16 protein-coding genes are annotated in these 19692 nt (G+C 68.7%); 10 read left to right on the top strand and 6 right to left on the bottom strand.

Going from position 1 to position 19692, the window contains the following annotated elements; genetic code table 11:
• Entirely contained in the window at positions 1–1245 is a 1245-nt protein-coding gene (locus tag ACEN9H_RS15845) for a family 1 glycosylhydrolase (RefSeq protein ID WP_413675534.1), read from the top strand.
• 59 nt (positions 1246–1304) lie between these two features.
• On the opposite strand, the gene mgtA is transcribed toward ACEN9H_RS15845, so the two are convergent.
• Genes mgtA through ACEN9H_RS15825 form a run of 4 tightly spaced genes read right to left on the bottom strand, consistent with a single transcriptional unit; the run spans position 1305 to position 6327 of the window.
• Positions 1305–3896: a magnesium-translocating P-type ATPase gene (gene mgtA / locus ACEN9H_RS15840; protein ID WP_413675533.1), complete on the bottom strand. Its 2592-nt coding sequence runs from the start codon at positions 3894–3896 to the stop codon at positions 1305–1307.
• Positions 3893–4726, bottom strand: coding sequence for a universal stress protein (locus tag ACEN9H_RS15835; RefSeq protein WP_413675532.1), 834 nt, complete (start codon positions 4724–4726; stop codon positions 3893–3895). Before ACEN9H_RS15835 ends, mgtA begins: the two co-directional genes overlap by 4 nt.
• 13 nt (positions 4727–4739) lie before the next feature.
• Entirely contained in the window at positions 4740–5603 is an 864-nt protein-coding gene (locus tag ACEN9H_RS15830; RefSeq protein WP_413675531.1) for a universal stress protein, read from the bottom strand.
• A gap of 1 nt (position 5604) precedes the next feature.
• On the bottom strand, positions 5605–6327 hold the full coding sequence (locus ACEN9H_RS15825; protein ID WP_413675530.1) for a lipid-binding SYLF domain-containing protein: 723 nt from the start codon (positions 6325–6327) through the stop codon (positions 5605–5607).
• A 260-nt stretch (positions 6328–6587) separates the two neighbouring features.
• Between ACEN9H_RS15825 and ACEN9H_RS15820 the strand changes: the two genes are divergently transcribed.
• From ACEN9H_RS15820 to ACEN9H_RS15810, 3 genes are read left to right on the top strand one after another with little or no spacing between them, the layout of a single operon-like run.
• Positions 6588–7646 (top strand): HlyD family secretion protein, encoded by a 1059-nt coding sequence (locus tag ACEN9H_RS15820; protein ID WP_413675589.1) that lies wholly within the window; start codon positions 6588–6590, stop codon positions 7644–7646.
• Positions 7643–10357 carry a ribosome-associated ATPase/putative transporter RbbA gene (gene rbbA, locus ACEN9H_RS15815; RefSeq protein WP_413675529.1) on the top strand — a complete coding sequence of 905 codons (2715 nt, stop codon included), beginning with the start codon at positions 7643–7645 and terminating at the stop codon, positions 10355–10357. The genes ACEN9H_RS15820 and rbbA overlap by 4 nt, the downstream gene beginning before the upstream one ends.
• 1 nt (position 10358) lies before the next feature.
• Positions 10359–11483, top strand: a complete 1125-nt coding sequence (locus tag ACEN9H_RS15810) for an ABC transporter permease (protein WP_413675528.1) — start codon at positions 10359–10361, stop codon at positions 11481–11483.
• Between the two features lie 16 nt (positions 11484–11499).
• On the opposite strand, the gene ACEN9H_RS15805 is transcribed toward ACEN9H_RS15810, so the two are convergent.
• The gene (locus ACEN9H_RS15805; RefSeq protein ID WP_413675527.1) at positions 11500–12588 is read right to left on the bottom strand and encodes a diguanylate cyclase; all 1089 of its coding nucleotides are present in this window, start codon (positions 12586–12588) and stop codon (positions 11500–11502) included.
• Between the two features lie 10 nt (positions 12589–12598).
• Complete coding sequence (locus ACEN9H_RS15800; RefSeq protein ID WP_413675526.1) at positions 12599–13441, bottom strand: universal stress protein; 843 nt, start codon at positions 13439–13441, stop codon at positions 12599–12601.
• Positions 13442–13649: 208 nt separating this feature from the next.
• On the opposite strand from ACEN9H_RS15800, the gene ACEN9H_RS15795 reads away from it, so the two are divergent.
• From ACEN9H_RS15795 to ACEN9H_RS15770, 6 genes are all read left to right on the top strand, one after another.
• Entirely contained in the window at positions 13650–15134 is a 1485-nt protein-coding gene (locus tag ACEN9H_RS15795; RefSeq protein WP_413675525.1) for a sensor histidine kinase, read from the top strand.
• Positions 15131–15541, top strand: coding sequence for a response regulator (locus tag ACEN9H_RS15790; RefSeq protein ID WP_413675524.1), 411 nt, complete (start codon positions 15131–15133; stop codon positions 15539–15541). Before ACEN9H_RS15795 ends, ACEN9H_RS15790 begins: the two co-directional genes overlap by 4 nt.
• Position 15542: 1 nt before the next feature.
• Entirely contained in the window at positions 15543–17027 is a 1485-nt protein-coding gene (locus ACEN9H_RS15785; protein ID WP_413675523.1) for a response regulator, read from the top strand.
• The gene (locus tag ACEN9H_RS15780; RefSeq protein WP_413675522.1) at positions 17017–17658 is read left to right on the top strand and encodes a response regulator; all 642 of its coding nucleotides are present in this window, start codon (positions 17017–17019) and stop codon (positions 17656–17658) included. Before ACEN9H_RS15785 ends, ACEN9H_RS15780 begins: the two co-directional genes overlap by 11 nt.
• Before the next feature lie 133 nt (positions 17659–17791).
• The gene (locus ACEN9H_RS15775; protein WP_413675521.1) at positions 17792–18568 is read left to right on the top strand and encodes a helix-turn-helix domain-containing protein; all 777 of its coding nucleotides are present in this window, start codon (positions 17792–17794) and stop codon (positions 18566–18568) included.
• Between the two features lie 75 nt (positions 18569–18643).
• The gene (locus tag ACEN9H_RS15770; protein WP_413675520.1) at positions 18644–19681 is read left to right on the top strand and encodes a zinc-dependent alcohol dehydrogenase family protein; all 1038 of its coding nucleotides are present in this window, start codon (positions 18644–18646) and stop codon (positions 19679–19681) included.
• Positions 19682–19692: the final 11 nt, after the last annotated feature.

Below are 19692 nucleotides of genomic sequence, written 5' to 3'. Positions count from 1 at the left end.
GTGAGTTCATCCAAGCCGTGCCGTCCGATTTCGCCGGCGATGCTGCTGCGCTCGTTTTCGTTCTGCACCGGGATCGAAAACAGCGCGCCCGTCATCCAGGACGAAAGAGGTGCGTCCTGCCGGGTCGACCAGATGGTCGCCTCCGGCCACGACAGGCGCTGGCGCGAGGATTTCCAGCTCGTGCACCAGCTCGGATTGCGCTGCCTGCGCTATGGCCCCCCGTATTACCGCACCGATACCGGTCCGGGCCGCTACGACTGGTCGTTCGCGGACGACACGTTCGCCGAACTGTCCAGGCTCGACATCACGCCGATTGCAGACCTGTGTCATTTCGGCGTGCCCGACTGGATCGGCAACTTCCAGAATCCCGATTTTCCGTATTACTTCGCCGAGTACGCCGAGGCATTCGCGCGCCGCTACCCATGGGTATGGCTGTACACGCCGGTCAACGAGATGCTCGTGACCGCGGAGTATTCGGCGTTGCGCGGCATCTGGAACGAGCGCCTCAGGAACGGTCATGCGTTCGTGAGCGCCCTGTCGAACATCGTGGAAGCGAACATCCGCGCCAGCGAGGCGATCTGCCGCTGCACGCATCCCTGGTTCGTGCAGAGCGAAGCGACACGCTACTTCCATCCCTACAATCCGGACGCTGCGGAACGGGCCGAGTACCTCAACGCGCACCGCTTCCTGTCGCTCGACCTGAACTATGCCCGAATGCCGACGGCGGCCCTGGTCGACTACCTGTTCGCGCACGGGATGTCGGCGGCGAAGCTCGACTACTTCATGCATCGCAGGATGTGGCCATCCTGCGTCATGGGGACGGATTACTACGACACGAGCGAGTCCATCGTCTTTCCGGACGGCCGCACCAGCCACTCGAACGTGTTGGGCTACTACGGCCTGACGCGCCAGTACCACGACCGCTACCGGCTGCCCGTCATGCTTACCGAAACGAACCAGATACAGGCCATGAACGCGGTGTTCTGGCTCGAGCGCCAGTGGGCGAACGTGCTGCGCCTGCGCCAGGAGGGCTATCCGATCATCGGATTCACGTGGTACAGCCTGACCGACCAGGTCGACTGGGATATCGACCTGCGCGAACCGCGCGGACGCGTCACGGAAAACGGCCTGTTCGACATGGATCGCCGCATCCGCCAGGTCGGCCTCGAATACCGGCGCATCGTCCGCGACTGGAGCGACGCGCTCGATTACGAGGAACGGCGCAAGACCTGGCAAGGAGGTTGATCCGTGCGCTGGCAGCCGCTGTCGCAGCCGGCCGTGGTCGACCACCAGTTCGGTTGACGTCAATCGATGCCGAAACGCCGGGTCAGCCATGCCTTGATACCCTGAGTGACCGCGGCATACGCAGCGAGGATCCCGCCCAGGCCCCACCAGTACGCGTGCGGCGGTGGCGTCAACCCGAGCGCGGACGCCACCGGCGAAAAAGGCAGCCAGAGCCCCGCCGCGCACACCAGCGCGCTGGCCGCGAGCAGGGGCATGGAGGGGCGGTTCACCAGCGTCGGCATGGCACTGGTGCGGATCACGTGGACGATCAGCGTCTGCGACAGCAGGGATTCCACGAACCAGCCCGTCTGGAATAACGCGGGGTCGTGCGCGGCGCCCAGGACGAACCAGAGCAGGCCGAAGGTCGCGTAGTCGAACAGCGAGCTGATCGGCCCGAAGCACAGCACGTAGCGGCGCAGGCTGGCGACTTCCCACCGGCGCGGGCGGGCGAGGTAGCCCGGGTCGACGCGATCGGTCGTCAACGCCGTCTGCGAACAGTCGTACAGCAGGTTGTTCAGCAACACTTGTACCGGCGCCATCGGCAGGAAGGGCAGCAGCACGCTGGTGCCGAGCACGCTGAGCATATTGCCGAAGTTCGAGCTCGCGCTCATGCGGACATACTTGACGATGTTGCCGAACACGGTGCGTCCGACGACGACGCCGTCGGCGACCGCCGTCAGGCTCTTTTCCATCAGGATCAGGTCGGCGGATTCCTTGGCGATGTCCGCGCCGGTGTCGACCGAGATCCCGACATCGGCCGCCTTCAGCGCGGGACCGTCGTTGACGCCGTCACCGAGAAAGCCGACAACCCGCCCCTGGCGTTGCAGGCAGCGGATCACGCGCGTCTTCTGCGCCGGATCGAGCTTGGCGAACACGTTGGCACGCAGCGCCTGCCGGCCCAGTTCGTCGTCGTCCAGCCGGTCGACCTGGGCGCCATCCATGGACGTGACCGCCGTGACGCCGACCATGCCGCACACGTGGCGGCACACGGCCAGGTTGTCACCGCTGAGCACCTTGACGGCGACGGCGGCACGGGTCAGCGCGTCGATGGCCGTGGCCGCGGAATCCTTCGGCGGATCGAAGAAGGCGATATAGCCGAGCAGGATGAGGCGTTGCTCCAGCGCGGGGTCGGTGAGGCGGGCTTCGCCGTCGTCGAGGTCGCGGTAGGCGATCGCGATGACGCGCAGGCCGTCGGCATTCAGGCCGCGCACGACGGACCCCAGCTCGTTCGCGTGCCCGGTTGCGAAGGGGACGGCCTTGCCGTCGCGTTCCGCGCTCGCGCAGATGCGCATGATTTCCTCCACCGCCCCCTTGCAGATCAGCAGGCGCCGGCCGTCCGGCCGGGCAAGGATGACGGACATGCGTCGGCGCTGGAAGTCGAAGGGAATCTCGCCCGCCTTGCGCCACCCGCGATCCGCGTCAAGGCGGGCGTGCACGTGCGCGTACTGGAGGACCGCGTTGTCGAGCAGGTTCCTCAGGCCGGTCTGGTAATAACTGTTCAAATAAGCGTAGTCGACGACCGTCTCCGAGTCCCGGCCATCGATGTCCAGGTGTTTTTCGAGCACCACGCGGTCCTGTGTCAGCGTTCCGGTCTTGTCGGTGCACAGGACGTCGATCGCGCCCAGTGTCTGGACGGCGCCCAGGCGCTTGACGATCACGTCGCGCTTGGCCAGGGACAGCGCGCCGCGCGCGAGGTTGACGGTGACGATCATCGGCAGCATCTCGGGCGCCAGGCCGACCGCCACCGCCGTGGCGAACAGCATGGCTTCGTGCCAGTCGCCCTTGCTGGCCCAGTTCAGCAGCAGGACGAGGGGCGCCATCACGAGCATGAACCGCAGCAGCAACGCGACCACCCGGTCGATGCCGCGGTCGAAACTGCTCGTCTCGCGTTGATTGGCCAACGCGGCCGCGACCGCGCCGAAGCTGGTTGCGGCACCGGTCGCGACGACGAGGGCATGTGCGCTGCCGCTCGTCACGTGGGTGCCCATGAAGCCGATATTGCCGTAGCCCGTTGCCGGGCCCGTCGCCGGCACGGGGCTGTCGACCTTCTCCACCGGCAGCGATTCGCCGGTCAGAGACGATTGGTCGACGAACAGGTCGACGGCGTCGAGGAACCGGATCTCGGCCGGAACGGGATCCCCCGCGGCGAGCAGCACGATGTCGCCCGGTACCAGGTCCTCGAGCGGCTGTTCGATCGCCTCGGAGCCCGGGCGGAGGACGCGGACCGTCGTCCGGACCATGGCGCGCAGGCGCTCGACGGCGCGGTCGGACCGGTATTCCTGCACGAAGCCGAGTACCGAGGACAGGAACACGATCGCGCCGATGACGATCGCGCTGATGCGCTGGCCGGTCACGAGGTCGAACGCGGCAAGCGCGAGGAGGAGCAGGGGCAACGGGCGGGCGAACTGGCGGAAAAAGGCAAGGACCGGGTGGCGGCGCCGTTCGCCGGCGATCCTGTTGGGGCCATGGGCGGACAGCCTGGCCAGGGCCTCTGCGGCCGGCAGCCCCGCCTGGCCGGATCCCAGCGCGTGCAAGGCCGCGTCTGCGTCGAGCGTGGCGAGTGCCGGGAGCTCGATCTGGATGCGGGGCGTCGCGGCGGGCGGCTGCTTCAATGCGCGAACAATACGGGAACGCGGGCGTCCGCCAGTACGGTCCGGCTCGCGCCGCCGAGGCACAGCTCGCGGAACCGTCCATGGCCGAAGCAGCCCATCACCAGCAGGCTGCAGCCATTGCCGTCGGCGAGCGCCAGCAGGTCATGGCCGGTATCCTGGTGCTGGGCGCGTACGAGCATGCGCGGCGTGATGTGGTGCCGGCGGAGGAAATGCTGCAGGTCCGCCTGTTCGGTACGGAAGGCGTCTTCGTCGGGCGCACCGGCGACGAGCGTCACCACGACGACCTCCGACGAGCGCCGCAGCAGGGGCAGGGAAGCGCTCAGCGCGAACGACGCTTCCTTGCTGCCGTCCCACGCGACCAGCGCCTTCCCGCCGCGCCAGGGGGCGGGATCGGTGCGCGGCACCACGATCACGGGCCGTGCGGAGTTCAGGATCAGGGATTCGGGCAGGTGGGCGGTCATGTCCGGCAGCGACTCCGCCGGGTCGTCCTGGCTGACGACGACCAGGTCGGCGAAGCGTGCCAGGCGGCCGAGGCCATCGTCCGCCTGGTCGCAGATGAAGCGCTGCTCGTGCCGGACCTGCATCTCGCTGGCGATGGCCTCGAAGCGCGCCAGCGCGTGCCGCGCATGATCGGCAAGCGGTTGGAAGTAACCGGCACCCAGCGTGCCCGGCGGATCGCTGTAGCCGTTCGGAAAGACGGTGCGCGATACGCCGAACATCGCCGCGCCGACGAGATCGGCGCCCGCCGCGCGCGCGAGCGCGGCGGCATAGCGCATGCGCGCGGGCGCGTGCACGGACTGGTCGACGTGCACGAGTATGGTTTTGAGCATGGTGTCGCCTCGTTCAATGCGCCAGAAGAACCGGCATCGACAGGCGCCGCAGCACGGTGCGGCTGACGCCGCCGAGCAGGATTTCGCGATAGCGCGAGTGCCCGTAGCATCCCATCACGAGCAGGTCGGCCTTGCGTTCCTCGGCCCGGACCAGCAACGCGTTCCCCACTTCGCCGCGTGGATGATGGCGGCAAACTTCCACGGGGACGCCGTGCCGGGCCATGAACTGCGCCATCGCCTCGGCGTCTTCCAGGGAGCGGACGCTCGAGCTTTCCTCGTCGAAGATCGCGAGCTCGACGTGCGTGGCCCGCACGAGCAGCGGCAGCGCGTAACGCACCGCGCGCGCCGCTTCCGGACTGGCGTTCCAGGCCACCATGACGCGCCCGAAGGCGGCGGGCGACGCCTGGGGGTGGGGCAGCACGAGCACGGGGCTGGGCGAGTTCAGCACGACATACTCGGGAATGCCCGCGATGCCGGCAATCCCGGGCGCATCGTGCGCGGTGCGGCTGACGACCACGAGATCGGCATACATGGCCTGCAAGGCAAGCGCCATCCCCGGCTCGTCGTCGTCGATCCGGTGCGCGAAGGACGCGACGCCGGCCTGTTGCACCAGCGTGTCGAAGTGCGCCGCGCGCAGCTCGGCGGCCTCGCGCAGGCTGCCGAACAGCGGTGTGAGGTCGCCGAGTTCCACGCCGGGCAAGGTCGTCTCGCGGATGAAGCGGGAAATGCCCGTCTGCGCCATCCCGATCAGGTGCGCGCCCTGCGCACTGGCGAGCCGGGCGGCGAACGCCACGCGGTCCGGTGTCTCCGGCGTATCGTCGATGTGGACGAGAATCGTCTTGTAGTCCATGCTGCTCTCCTCGATAGGCTGTCGCACGTCACGGTCGCGTCGCGCTCGCCAGCGATTGCGTCAGCAGGTCGGCCTGCGGATTGCTCGTCTTGCCGGCGAGGATGTCGCTTGCGGACAGGGTGCGATGGTAATACGCATTGTTCAGGTTCTGGCTGTAGCGCACGCCGCTCACCTCGATCGTGGCGGCATCGCCGAACACGCCCCGGCTGTCGGACCACGCGACGACGTCGCCCGCGCCGGCCGATCCCTGGGCCATCTTGTTCCAGTTCACGACCGTCAACCCGGCTTTCGCATTCAGCGAGACGCTGGTCTTCTTCAGGAATGCGTCGACGGCTTTCTGGTTGTTGAGGATGAACGCGAGCATGCCGCCCTGCGCCCCTAGTTGCAGGCCCAGGCTCACGCCGCCGGTGTTGTAGAAGACCGGATCGGACCAGCGGCCGTCGCCCTTGTTCAGCAGCAGGAGCCCGGCGCCGCCCGCGCCGCCGATCCCGATGGCCGCGCGCGCATACTTCGGCACGATGAACACGCCCTGGGCTTGCGCGAGCATGGGACGGATGCCCGCATCCATCTCCATCCGGTGCACCACCTCGACAGCCTGCATGACGTGGCGCTCGGCCGCGGCGGCCTGGCGCCCGGCCGACGACGTCGTATCGGCCGGACGGGCGGACTGGTCCTGCGCGACAACCAGTGCCGGACCGGCCAGGCTGGCCGTGACGAGCCAACGCAGGGCCTTTGCATGTCGCTTGTTCATTGTTCGCTCCCTCGATTCATGGGCTTGTGTCAGGTCGATCCTAGTCCCGTGGCACAGCGCTTCGGTATGACCTAAATCAAAAACTAGATTGAAAGCGTTGCGGGCAGGTTCATGCGGCGCAATTTGATTTGGGTCATATCCGATGCGGTCGTCACGCGCCTATAGTGAGATTTTTTGCGTCTCGTCCAAAGGCTGAGATGGATATTCTCGATACACGACGCCAGTCGATCGTCGCCACGGCGATGAAAGGCAACAAGGCGATGAAGGCCGTGGCGGCGGTCGTGGCGCTGATCGCGGTCGTCGCCGGCGGCGCCCGTGCGTGGAAGCTGTCCCAGGACCAGGGCGCCGGCACCGGCTTCGTCAGCGGCAACGGCAGGATCGAGGCCGTCGAGATCGATATCGCCAGCAAGCTGCCGGGACGGCTGGCCGAGGTGCTGGTCGCGGAGGGCGATCAGGTAGAGGCCGGGCAAGTGCTGGCGCGCATGGATGCCAGCGCGTTGCGCGCGCAGCGGACCGAGGCGCTGGCGCGCGAGCAGCAGGCCCGCGATGCCGTCGCGGGCGCCGAAGCCCAGGTCGCGATGCGGCGCAGCGACCTGGCCGCGGCCGCGGCATTGCGGGTGCAGCGGGAAAGCGAGCTGGACGCAGCGCGCCGGCGGCTGGCACGCTCGACCGTGCTGGCGCAGGCCGGCGCGGCCACGCTGCAGGAACTCGACGACGACCGTGCCCGCGTGGACGGCGCGCGCGCGACGCTGGCGGCTGCGGCGGCACAGATCGAGGCGGCGCGCGCGGCGGTCGCGGCGGCGCAGGCCCAGGTCGTGCAGGGCCGGTCCGCGGTCGAGGCCGCCGTCGCCACCACCGCGAGGATCGACGCCGACCTGCGCGACGAGGTGCTCGTGGCGCCCCGCGCCGGGCGCGTGCAGTACCGCGTCGCGGAGGCGGGCGAAGTACTCGGGGCGGGCGGCAAGGTATTGAACATGATCGACCTGAAGGACGTGTACATGACCTTCTTCGTTCCCGAAACCGCCGCGGGCCGCATTGCGCTCGGCACCGAAGTGCGGCTCGTGCTCGACACGGCGCCCGGCTTCGTCGTGCCGGCCGCGGTCAGCTATGTCGCCAGCAGTGCCCAGTTCACCCCGAAATCGGTGGAGACCGCCAGCGAGCGGCAGAAACTGATGTTCCGGGTGAAGGCACAGGTGGACAGGCGCCTGCTCGAGCGCTACCCCGACCAGGTCAAGGCGGGGGTGCCGGGCGTGGCCCGGATCCGCATCGATCCGGCGCGCCCCTGGCCGGCGGCGCTGGCGCTGCGGGGCATGCCGTGAGGGAGGCGGGCGCGGCACCGGTCGCGCGCCTGGACGGTGTGTCCGTGCGGTATGGCGCCGTGCATGCGCTGGAACGCGTCGCGCTCAGTCTTCCCGCCGGGCGGATGACGGCGCTGATCGGCCCCGACGGCGTCGGCAAGTCGACCCTGCTGGCGGTCGTCGCCGGCGCCCGCCGGGTCGCCGAGGGGCGGGTCGAGGTGCTCGACGGCGACATGTGCGATGCACGCTACCGCGCTGCGGTCTGTCCGCGCATCGCCTACATGCCCCAGGGACTGGGACGCAACCTGTATCCGAGCCTGAGCGTCGGGGAAAACCTGCAGTTCTTCGCGCGCCTGTTCGGACTGGGTCCCGGCGAGCGCCGTGCGCGCATCGACATGCTGGCCGCCAGCACGGGTTTGCTGCCGTTCATCGACCGCGCCGCCGGCCAGCTGTCGGGCGGCATGCGGCAGAAGCTCGGGCTGTGCTGTGCGCTGGTGCACGATCCCGACCTCTTGATCCTGGACGAGCCCACCACCGGCGTCGATCCGCTGGCGCGCAGCCAGTTCTGGGCATTGATCGCCGCCGTCCGGCGCACGCGGTCGGGCATGAGCGTCGTCGTCGCGACGGCCTACATGGACGAGGCCAGCCGCTTCGACTGGCTCGTGGCGCTGGATGCCGGACGGGTGCTGGCCTGCGGTACGCCGGCCGCACTGCTGGCGCAAAGCGGCAGCGCCAGCTACGAGCAGGCCTTCGTCGCGCTGCTGCCGCCGGCACGCAGGGCAGGATATCGCCCGCTGCGCCCGCAGCCGCGCGACCCCGTTTCCGGCGACGAAGTGGTGATCGAGGCGGAACGGCTGTCGCGCCGTTTCGACGGGTTCGACGCGGTGAAGGACGTGAGCTTTCGCATCGCGCGTGGCGAGATCTTCGGCTTCATCGGTTCCAACGGCTGCGGCAAGACGACCACGATGAAGATGCTGACCGGGCTGCTGCCGCCCAGCGGCGGCACCGCCACGCTGTTCGGCCGCGCGGCGGGCGAGGGGGGCGCGCAGGCCCGGCGCCGGGTCGGCTACATGTCGCAGGGTTTCTCGCTCTACCAGGAATTGTCCGTCCGGCAGAACCTGATGCTGCACGGGCGCCTGTTCGACCTGGACGAGTCCGGGATCGAGGCACGCTGCATCGAGCTGGCCGAACGTTTCGGCCTGGGCCCGGTGCTTCACGCGTTGCCCGGCCAGCTCCCGCCCGGGACGCGCCAGCGCCTGTCGCTGGCCGTCGCCATGGTCCATCGGCCGGAGCTCCTCATCCTGGACGAACCCACCTCGGGCGTCGATCCGATCGCGCGCGACCGGTTCTGGGAAGCGCTGCTGGCGCTGGCGCGCGAGGACGGCGTGACGATCTTCATCTCGACGCATTTCATGAACGAGGCCGAGCGCTGCGATCGCGTGGCGCTGATGCACGCCGGCCGCGTGCTCGCCACCGGGACGCCCGCGGGCCTGCGGGCCGAGCGGGGTGCCGCCACGCTGGAGGAAGCGTTCATCGGCTGGCTGCGCGAAGCCGTGCCGGAAGACGATCGTCCGTTGCCGCCCCTGCCAGCCGCGGGCGCGGCGGCGCACGGCGGCTGGCTGCGGCGCGCGGCGGCCTATGCCTGGCGCGAAACGCTGGAACTGCGGCGCGATCCCGTGCGCTCCATCCTCGCCATGTGCGGTTCCCTGCTGCTGATGGTGGTGATCGGCTACGGCATCAACATGGATGTGGAAGACCTGCGTTTCGCGGTGCTGGACCGGGACCAGACCGCGCTCAGCCGCGACTATGTCCTGAATCTCGCCGGCTCGCGCTATTTCATCCAGCGCCCGGCGCTGGCGGACGACGCGGACATGGATGCCCGGATGCGCTCCGGCGAACTGGCGCTGGCCATCGAGATCCCGCCGGGGTTCGCGCGCGCCGTCGCGCACGGTAGGCCGGCGCAGATCGGCGCCTGGATCGACGGCGCGATGCCCGTGCGGGCGGAAACCGTGCAGGCTTACCTGCAGGGCATGCACCGCGAGTGGCTGCGTGGCCGCGCCGCCGCGACGGGCACCGCCGCGGTGCCGGCCGCGACCGTCGAGACGCGGTTCCGCTACAACCCCGACGTCCGCAGCCTGCCCGCCATGGTGCCGGGCATCATGGCACTCCTGATGCTGATGCTGCCGGCCATGCAGGCAGCTCTCGCGGTGGTGCGGGAGAAGGAAATGGGGTCGATCGTGAACCTGTACGTGACGCCCGTCAGGCGCAGCGAATTCCTGCTCGGCAAACAGTTGCCGTACGTCGTCCTCGCCATGGTGAACTTCGTGTTGATGAGCCTGATGGCGGTGACCGTGTTCCGCGTCCCGCTGAAGGGCAGCGCGCCGGCGCTGGCGGCGGCCGCGCTGCTGTACTGCATCTGCTCGACCGGCATCGGCCTGCTGGCGTCGAGTTTCACCCGCAGCCAGATCGCGGCACTGCTGTTCACGATGATCGGCACCATCGTGCCGGCCATCCAGTTCGCCGGTCTCATCGATCCGGTGGTGGCGCTGGAAGGCGTGGGGCGGGTGGTCGGGGAAGCGTATCCGGCTTCGCACATGCTGACCATCAGCCGCGGCGTGTTCGGCAAGGCGCTCGGCGTGCGCGAGCTCGCCCCCGACTTCCTGGCGCTGGCCGTGGCGGTACCGGTCATCCTCGGCCTGGCGATCGTCGCGCTGCCGAAGCAGGAGCGCTAGCATGCCGTTTGTCTCGCCGCGCAAGGTCTGGCACCTGGGCATCAAGGAATTGTGGAGCCTCCTGCGGGATCCCGTGATGCTGCTGCTGATCCTCTACATGTTCACCGCCGCCGTGTACGTCGCCGCGACGGCCCAGCCGGAGACGCTGACGCGTGCCGCGCTCGCGGTCGTCGACGAGGACGAATCGCAGCTGTCGTTGCGGCTGCGGACGGCGTTCGCGCCGCCGCAATTCATGCCGCCCGAACTGGTCACGCCGGCGCAGGCCGACGCGCGCCTCGACCGCGGCCGCGCGACATTCGTCCTCGTGATCCCCGCGGGCTTCCAGCGCCGCGTGCTGGCGGGACGGTCGGCCGAGCTGCAATTGAACGTGGACGCGACCCGCATGAGCCAGGCCTTCTCGGGCAGCACGTACATCCAGCAGATCGCGCTCGGCGAGATCGACACGTTCCTGCACCGCGGCGGGGGCGCTGCGGCACCGCCGGTCGACCTGACGGTGCGTGCCCGGTTCAATCCGGCGCTGGCGCCGTCGTGGTTCGGCGGCGTCGCCGAACTCGTCAACAACATCACGATGCTGTCCGTGATCCTGACCGGCGCGGCATTGATCCGGGAGCGCGAACACGGCACGGTCGAACATTTGCTCGTCATGCCGGTCAGTCCGCTGGAGATCATGCTCGCCAAGCTGTGGTCGATGGGCAGCGTCGTGCTGGCGGCAACGCTCGTGGCGCTGCTGGGCATCGTGCGCGGACTGCTCGGCGTGCAGATCGGCGGATCGGTCGCGCTGTTCCTCGCGGGCACGATGGTGCATCTGTTCGCCGTGACGTCGCTCGGGATCCTGCTGGCGACGCTCGCGCGCGGCATGCCCCAGTTCGGGATACTGGTCGTGCTGGTGCTGCTGCCGCTGCAGATGCTGTCCGGCGCGAACACGCCGCGCGAGAGCATCCCCTGGCTGCTGCGCGAGGCGATGCTCGCGGCGCCGACGACGCATTTCGTGGAGCTGAGCCAGGCCATCCTGTTCCGGGGCGCGGGCCTCGACGTCGCATGGCCGCAGATGCTGGCGCTACTGCTGATCGGCGCCGTCCTGTTCGGCGTGTCGCTGGCGCGGTTCGGGGCGGCGATGCGGCGCTGAGGGGCCAGGGTGACCTTCAGCCCGGCTCGGCCAGCTTCACGCGGTTGCGGCCGCCCTCCTTGGCGCCGTACAGGGCACCGTCCGCTTCGCGCAGCAGGGTCTCCCAGTCGTGCTGGTCGCGCCGGACGGCGATGCCGATGCTGACCGTGCAGCGCAGGTCGTGCGGTGCGCCGGGAATGCGCAGGTTGGCGAACGCGTCGCGGACTCGCTCGGCGCAGGCGAGGGCCTCTTCCGCACCGGCCTCGGGCAGCACGCAGGCGAATTCCTCGCCACCGAGCCTGCCCACGTAATCGGTGGTGCGGAGCGTCTTGACGCAGGTTGCCGTCAGCGCGCGGATGACGGCGTCGCCGATCGCATGGCCATAGGTATCGTTGACGCCCTTGAAGTGGTCGATGTCGAGCATCGCGACGCTGAGGTCGCGGCCGTGACGCTGCGCCAGCGACAGGTCGTGCCTCGCGAGTTCCGTCAGGTACTGGCGCGACAGCGCGCCGCTCAGGCTGTCGTAGCGGCAGGCGTGCAGGAGCTGCCGCTCGCGCAGCCAGATGTCATGCCGCAGGTGCAGCAGGCGGCCGCCCAGGGACATTGCGAGCGCGGGCGCGGCAAGGCAGGCCGCCCAGATGACCGGCGCCGCCGTCGACGGCAGCATGAAGGCGCCGAGCGTGGCGTAGAGCAGCGCCGTCGGCGCCAGGATCTGGAGACACCTGCGGGGACGGGTCTCGACGAGGCCGAGGGCGACCATCCACACGAACAGCAGCGGCATGGCATGCAGCACGCCGTCCGCCAGCGGGCGTGCCGTGACGGCCAGGGCGGTGCCGTGGACGAGGTACACGGCACCAGCGCGCACCGCCGGCGGCGGTCCCGAACGCGGCATCCGGTACGCGAACGACGCGATGGCGACGAGCCCGAGGCGCAGGACGAGGCTGGCCGGCGACTGCGCCGACTCGACCAGGTCGCTCCACAGCCCGTCGCACAGTACGCCGATCCCGAACACGGCGCCGAAGCCGGGCAGCAGGCGCCGCAGGTAGCGTTCGCAGCGCCGTTCGAAGATCCGGCGCGTCTCGGCGGACGGCGCCTGCGCCTTGCCGCTCATCGATTGCGTCGGCAATGGTCTACGCTCAATGCGCGAGCAGCAGCGGCACCGGCGCGCGCGCCAGCAGTTCGCGGGTGACGCCGCCCAGCACCCACTCGCGGTAGCGGCTGTGTCCGTAGGCGCCGGCGACCAGCAATCCCGCGCCACACGTCCGCGCCATGGACATCAGGGCGTCGCCCGTGGTCGACCTCGAGCGCTCGACGACGACATCCACCTGTACCCCCTGGCGTGCCAGGTACAGGGCCATGTCCGCCCCGGGCTCCTCGCCATGCAGCTCGGAGAGCTCGTCGGGATTGATCAGGGCCAGCTTGACGCTCTCGGCGCGCTGCAGGAGCGGCAGCGCACCTTCGATGGCGCGAATGGCCTGCATGCTGCCATCCCAGCCGACCACGGCCGTGCCAGGCATCGGCTGGCCGCGATAGCTGTCCGGCACGACCAGGACCGGCCGCGCACCATGCAGCGTGACGTGTTCGGGCAGGCCGCGGATGCGCACGGGCAGTGCCGGATCGGGGTCGCTGTCCTGGCTCAGTACGGTCAGGTCGGCATAGCGCGACTGCATCAGCAGGGCGAAGCGGGGATCGTCCTCGACCAGGCGCGATTCGATCGAGCCGACACCGAGCCGGCCGGCCTCTTCCACGAACTTTTCCAATCGCACGCTCACGGCGTCGCGCAAGCCCTGGAAATCGGTGCCGGGCATCGTCGGCGCGCCCATCGATCCGGTCAGCAGCGCGAAATCGACCCACGACATACCGGTCGTGCCGCTGCCGATCAGGTGGGCGTCGTGCTCCCTGGCCAGCAGCGCGGCCGCGTGCAACCGGCTGTCCTGCTGGCGGCTGCCGTCGATGTGAACTACGATGGTCTTGTACATGGCGCTTTCCTTTCCGGGACATGGGGGAGTGGGTTTGATGGTTGCCGTTTTCACTGTATCGCCCGAAAGCGTCGCCGTCAGTCATGCATTTGATGGAGATCAAAAAGTTAAGAATTTTTCCGGGACATACCGGAAAGACGGCTGGAAGCTTTGATGCCGGCTAAAAAACTCTCTATGATGGTCGAGTTCATGTACTTACAACCCAATCATGAATTCAGGGTGCATCCATACGCAACTCGACTGGCTGCTGTCCGCTGCGCGCGATCCGATGTTGGTATGCGACGGCGCCGGCGTCATCGTCCGCGCCAACGGTCCGCTGGCAGCGCTGTTCGGCTGGCCGCTCGACGACCTGATCGGCGAACCGGTCGAGATTCTCGTTCCGGCGGGAGCGCGCAGCCGGCATGCGCAACTGCGCCGCCATGGCGACAATGCACGCGCCATGGGCGCGGGACGCTTCATGGCGGTCGACCACGGCGGCACCGAAATTCCGGTCGAGGTGAGCCTGGCGCCGTTCGGGGAGGGCGAGACCGTGCTGACGCTGGCCACCGTCCACGACATGCGCGCCCGAATCGGTGCCGAGCAGGCGCTGCGCGACAGCGAAGCGCGCATGCGCGCGGTGTTCGAGACCGCGGCGGACGGCATCATCACGATCGACGGGCGGGGACTGATCGAGCGCGTCAATCCGGCGGCCGAACGCATGTTCGGCTATGCGGAAGCGGAACTGGCGGGGCGCAACGTGTCGGTGCTGATGCCTTCGCCGGACCGCGAGCGCCACGACGGCTACCTGCGCAACTACCTCCGCACCGGTGAACGGCGCATCATCGGCCACGGCCGCGAGGTCCATGGCCTGCGCAAGGACGGCACCCTGTTCCCGATGGAGCTGGCGGTAACCGAGATGCGCATCGGCGACGCGCGCATGTTCACCGGACTGGTGCGCGACATCACGACACGCAAGGAAAGCGAACGGCAGGCCGCGGTACTGCTGCAGGGCTTGCGCGCCGCGAACGAGGAGCTGGGTAATTTCGCCTACGTGGTATCGCACGACCTGAAGGCGCCGTTGCGTGCGATCGGCGCGCTGGCCGACTGGGTCGCGACGGATTATGCGGACCGCTTCGACGACGAGGGCCGCGAGCACATGCGCCTCCTGATCAGCCGCGTGCACCGGATGGGCAGCCTGATCGACGGCATCCTCCAGTATTCCCGCCTGGGCCGCGAAGGGGGTACCCTGCGCATGGTCGACCTGAACGCCGTGGTGGCGGAGGTCGTCGATCTGCTGGCGCCGCCCGCCGGCATCGCCGTGACGGTCGAGCCCGGGATGCCGGTACTCTGGACCGAGCCGACGCGGATCCGCCAGGTCTTCCACAATCTCGTGTCGAACGCCATCAAGTACATGGACAAGCCACAGGGGCTGATCAGCGTGGGTTGGACGGACGAGGGCGACAGGTGGCGCTTCGCCGTCGCCGACAACGGTCCCGGCATCGAGGCGCGCCATTTCGAGCGGATCTTCCAGCTGTTCCAGACGCTGGCGCCGCGCGACCGCGTGGAAAGCACGGGTGTCGGGCTGGCGCTGGTGCGCAAGATCGTGGACCTGCTGGGCGGGCAGGTGTGGCTGGAGTCGGTGCCTGGCGAGGGCAGCAAGTTCTACTTCAGCTTGCCGAAGGCGCACCGCGACGCGCGCATGGACTGGCCGTGAAGACGTCCGCCCGCCCGATCCTGTTACTCGAGGACGATCAGGTCGACGTCCTGACCACCCGGCGCGCATTGAAGGAGATCCATGTTTCCAACCCCCTCGTCGTGTGCGAGAACGGCGAGGAGGGCCTTGCCTGGCTGCGCGCGGCCGCGGAGCCCCCATGTCTCGTCCTGCTGGACCTCAACATGCCGGTCATGAACGGCATCGAATTCCTGGAGAACGTGAAGCGCGACGAGCGCCTGCGCCGGATCCCGACGGTCGTCCTGACCACATCGGAGGAGACGGCGGACAAGACGCGCAGTTTCGACCTCGGCATCGCCGGCTACATGGCCAAGTCGGTGGATTACCGGCGTTTCGTCGAGGTGATGCGCTCGATCGACGCGTACTGGACGATGAGCGAGCAGCCCTGACATGAACACCATCCTTGTCCTCGTCGTCGAGGACGACATCGTCGATCGCATGGCATGCCGGCGCCGCCTGCGCGACAATCCGGGCGGCCGGTTCCGCCTGGTCGAGGCGGCCGAGGGCGAACGTGGACTGGAACTCGCGCGCGAGTTCCGGCCGGACTGCATCCTGCTCGATTACCGGCTGCCCGACTTGACGGGCCTCGAGTTCCTCGCGCGTCTTGCCGCCGAGCCGGATGACGCCGTGCGCGGGATTCCGGTGCTGATGCTGACCGGAGCCGACAGCGCGGCCGTCGCGACCGAAGCCATGCGGCGGGGCGCCCGCGACTACCTGGTCAAGGACGCCCAGGGACGGTACCTCGAGCTGGTGCCGGCGGCGATCGAGCGCCTGCAGCGCGAACGGCGGCTGCTGAAAGAGAATCGCCAGGCCGAAGCCAGGTTCCGCACCCTGGTCGAGCAGATTCAGGCGATCAGCTACATCGTGGCCACCGACCGGACCGACCGGCTCCATTACATCAGTCCGCAGATCCGGATGCTGGGCTATTCGCCCGAGGAATGGTTGGCCAATCCCGGGCTGTATGCGGAGCGGATGGTTCCCGGCGAGAGGGATACGGCGCTTGCGGAGGTGCTGCGCTGCCGCGCGGGTGGACTGCCGCTGCGGCTGGAATACAGGTTGCGCTCGCGGGCCGGCGACGTCCTCTGGTTCCGCGACCACGCGGACGTCGTGCCCGACGACGCGGGGCGACCGCTGTTCATGCAGGGGACCCTCGTCGACATCACCGCGAACAAGCGCGCCGAAGAGAAGCTGACCCAGGCCCGCGACGAACTGCGGCGGCTGGCCGCGTACCAGGAAAAGATCAGGGAAGACGAGCGCCAGCGCATCGCGCGCGAGGTGCATGACGAACTGGGCGGGCTGCTCACCGGTATCAAGGCCTATGTATCGGTCATCGGGGAACGTGCCGTCCAGGCAGGCACGACGCCGGATCCGCTGCTGGCGGAGACGGCCGGCCTCGCACAGGAAGCGATCGATACGATCCGGCGGGTGATCGCCGACCTGCGGCCGAGCGTGCTCGACCAGTTCGGCATCTGGACCGCGCTCGACTGGTACGCGGCACAGGTGGCCAGGCGTTCGGGCCTCGACTGCCACTGCGAGATCGCGCCCGACGTCGCCGGCCTGGCCATCGACCCGGACCGGAGCATCATGCTGTTTCGCATCGTCCAGGAAGCGATGACGAATATCCAGCGGCACGCGGGCGCCGGCACGGTGTGGCTGCGCGTGCGCCAGGCCGACGGGTGGCTGTCGGTCGAGGTCGAGGACGATGGACGCGGCTTCGTGGAGCCGGCCGGGGCGGACGCGGGCGCATGCTGGGGCATCCTGGGCATGCGGGAACGCTCACGCAGCCTCGGCGGCGAACTCACGGTGTCGCGCCGTGCGCGCGGCGGCACTTCCGTTCTTCTGCGGGTGCCGATCGAGGTCCGCCATGGCGGCTGAGCCCCTGCGCGTGCTCCTCGTCGACGACCATGCGATCGCGCGCAATGGCGTACGCCTGATGCTGGGCACGACCGGGGATATCGCGGTGGCGGGCGAGGCCGCCGACGCCCAGCAGGCTCTCGACCTGATCCGGCACGAGTCGTTCGACGTGGCGTTACTCGATATTTCCATGCCGGGCACGGGCGGGCTGGACCTGCTGCGCCAGCTCCGCGGCATGCGCCCGGACATGGCGGTGCTGATCCTGAGCACTTACGCGGAAGACATCTATGCGATACGCGCGCTGAAGCAGGGGGCCGCGGGCTACCTCACGAAGGACGTGCCGACCCACGTGCTGGTCGAGGCGGTCCGGCGCGTTGCGGGAGGGCGCAAGTATGTGAGCCCGTCCCTGGTGGAAAAGCTGGCGGCGCTCGTCAGCGGCGACAGCACGGCGTCCGGGCACGATGTGTTGTCCAACCGCGAACTGGAAGTGTTCAAACTGATCGCGCGAGGGGAGCCTCTCGTGCAGATCGGCGAGCGCCTGCACCTGAGCCCGAACACCGTCACCAGCTACCGTGCCCGCATCCTCGACAAGATGGGCCTGACGAGCAACGCCGAGCTGACCCGCTATGCGATCGAGCATGGCCTGATCTGATGCGGCGTAGGGGAACCCCTACATCGTGCGTCAAGGCGGATTGACGGGCACTTGACGGGATACGCCCTGCCGGACGGCCCGTGTTCGTCCGATACTGTTTGCATGGTTGGCAACGACATGCAAGGAGCAGACGATGAACACACAGACGTACCGGATCGCCCCGGCAACCGAACGCAGCGGAAACGGCGCGGCCGACGGCGACGGCAAGTGCGGCCGGTGCGCCTACCGCACGCTGTGCCTGCCGCCAGGGCTCGGCGAACGCGACCTGGCTCGGCTGGAAGGCATGCTCGGATGCCGGCGCCGGGTGGCGCGGGGGGACGTCCTGTTCCGCACGGGCCAGACTTTCAGCAATCTCTATGCGCTGCGGTTCGGCCACTTCATGACCTGCCGCAGCGACCACCGGGGCGAACGCTACATCACGGGGTTCCAGATGGCGGGCGACCTGATGGGCATGGACGCCATCGGCAACGCCGAGCACGCGAGCACCGCCATCGCGCTGGAGGACAGCGAAGTCTGCGAAATGCCCTACGCGCGCCTGCAGGCCTTGATGGCCGAGCTCCCGCAGGTGATGGCGCATTTCCACCGTGTGATGAGCCAGGAAATCCTGCGCGACCAGTCCGCGATCCGCTTTCTCGGCATCCTGCGCGCGGACGAACGGCTGGCCAGCCTGCTGCTGAACCTGTCGGCCCGCTATGCCATGCGCGGCTTCTCGCCGCGCCGTTTCCAGCTTCGCATGTCACGGGACGACATGGGCCGCTACCTCGGCCTCAAGCTGGAAACCGTGAGCCGCCTGCTGGCGCGCTTTCGCGACCAGGGCCTGATCCGCCTCGAGCGGCGCGAACTCGAGATCCTCGACATGCGGCGGCTGGAAGCCCTGGCCGAGGGCGCGCATGAAGGCGCCGCGGCCTAGCATACGCGGCAGGCGCGTCCGCCGGCGCCGCGCCCGCCGTCCCTTCGTCATCCCGGCACTGGAGGACCCGTTATCATGCGAGCACTCGTCTACAAGGGACCGGGCGCGCGTCAGCTGGAAGAGCGCCCGGACCCGACCATCCAGCAGGCCGACGACGCGATCGTGCGCGTTCGGCGCACCACGATCTGCGGTACCGACCTGCACATCCTGAAGGGCGATGTGCCGACTTGCCACCCAGGCACCGTGCTCGGGCACGAAGGCGTTGGCGTGATCGAGGAGGTCGGTAGCGCCGTACGCGGCTTCCGCCCCGGCGACACGGTGCTGATCTCCTGCATCACGTCCTGCGGCCGATGCGACTACTGCCGCAAGGGCATGTATTCGCACTGCCTCGACGGCGGCTGGATCCTCGGCAACCGGATCGATGGCACCCAGGCCGGGTACGTGCGGATCCCGCACGCGGATTTCAGCCTGCACCACGTACCGGACGGCGCGGACGAAGATGCGCTCACCATGCTCAGCGACATCCTGCCGACCGGCTTCGAATGTGGCGTCCTCAACGGCAAGGTGCAGCCGGGCTGCAGCGTCGCCATCGTCGGGTCCGGCCCGATCGGGCTGGCCGCGCTGATGACGGCGCAGTTCTATACGCCCGCGATCCTCGTCGTCATCGATCCCGACCGGCATCGGCTCGAGATCGCCCAGTGTTTCGGCGCGACCCATGTGCTGACGCCGGATGCCGACACGGCCGCGCTCGTGAAGAAGCTGACCGATGGACGCGGCGCGGATGTCGTCATCGAGGCCGTCGGCGTGCCGGCCAGCTTCGAACTGTGCGAGGACCTGGTCGCAGCGGGCGGAACCATCGCGAACATCGGGGTGCATGGCACCAAGGTCGGCCTTCATCTCGAGCGGCTCTGGTCGCACAACATCACGATCACGACGCGCCTTGTCGACACCGTGACGACGCCTCAGCTGCTCCGGGCCGTCGCCGCCCACAAGCTCGAAGCGGCCGCGCTCGTCACGCACCGGTTCCGTCTCGAGGAGATGGACCTGGCCTACGACACGTTCGGCCGCGCCGCCGCTACCCACGCGATGAAGGTGATCATCGAGGTGTCGTGAAATTGGCGCGG

Origin of the sequence: Massilia cellulosiltytica (genome assembly GCF_047325105.1) — a bacterium.
Lineage (GTDB): Bacteria > Pseudomonadota > Gammaproteobacteria > Burkholderiales > Burkholderiaceae_D > Telluria > Telluria orientalis.
Note: the sequence above shows the minus strand (reverse complement) of the source record. Positions and strands in the feature narration are given on the sequence as shown.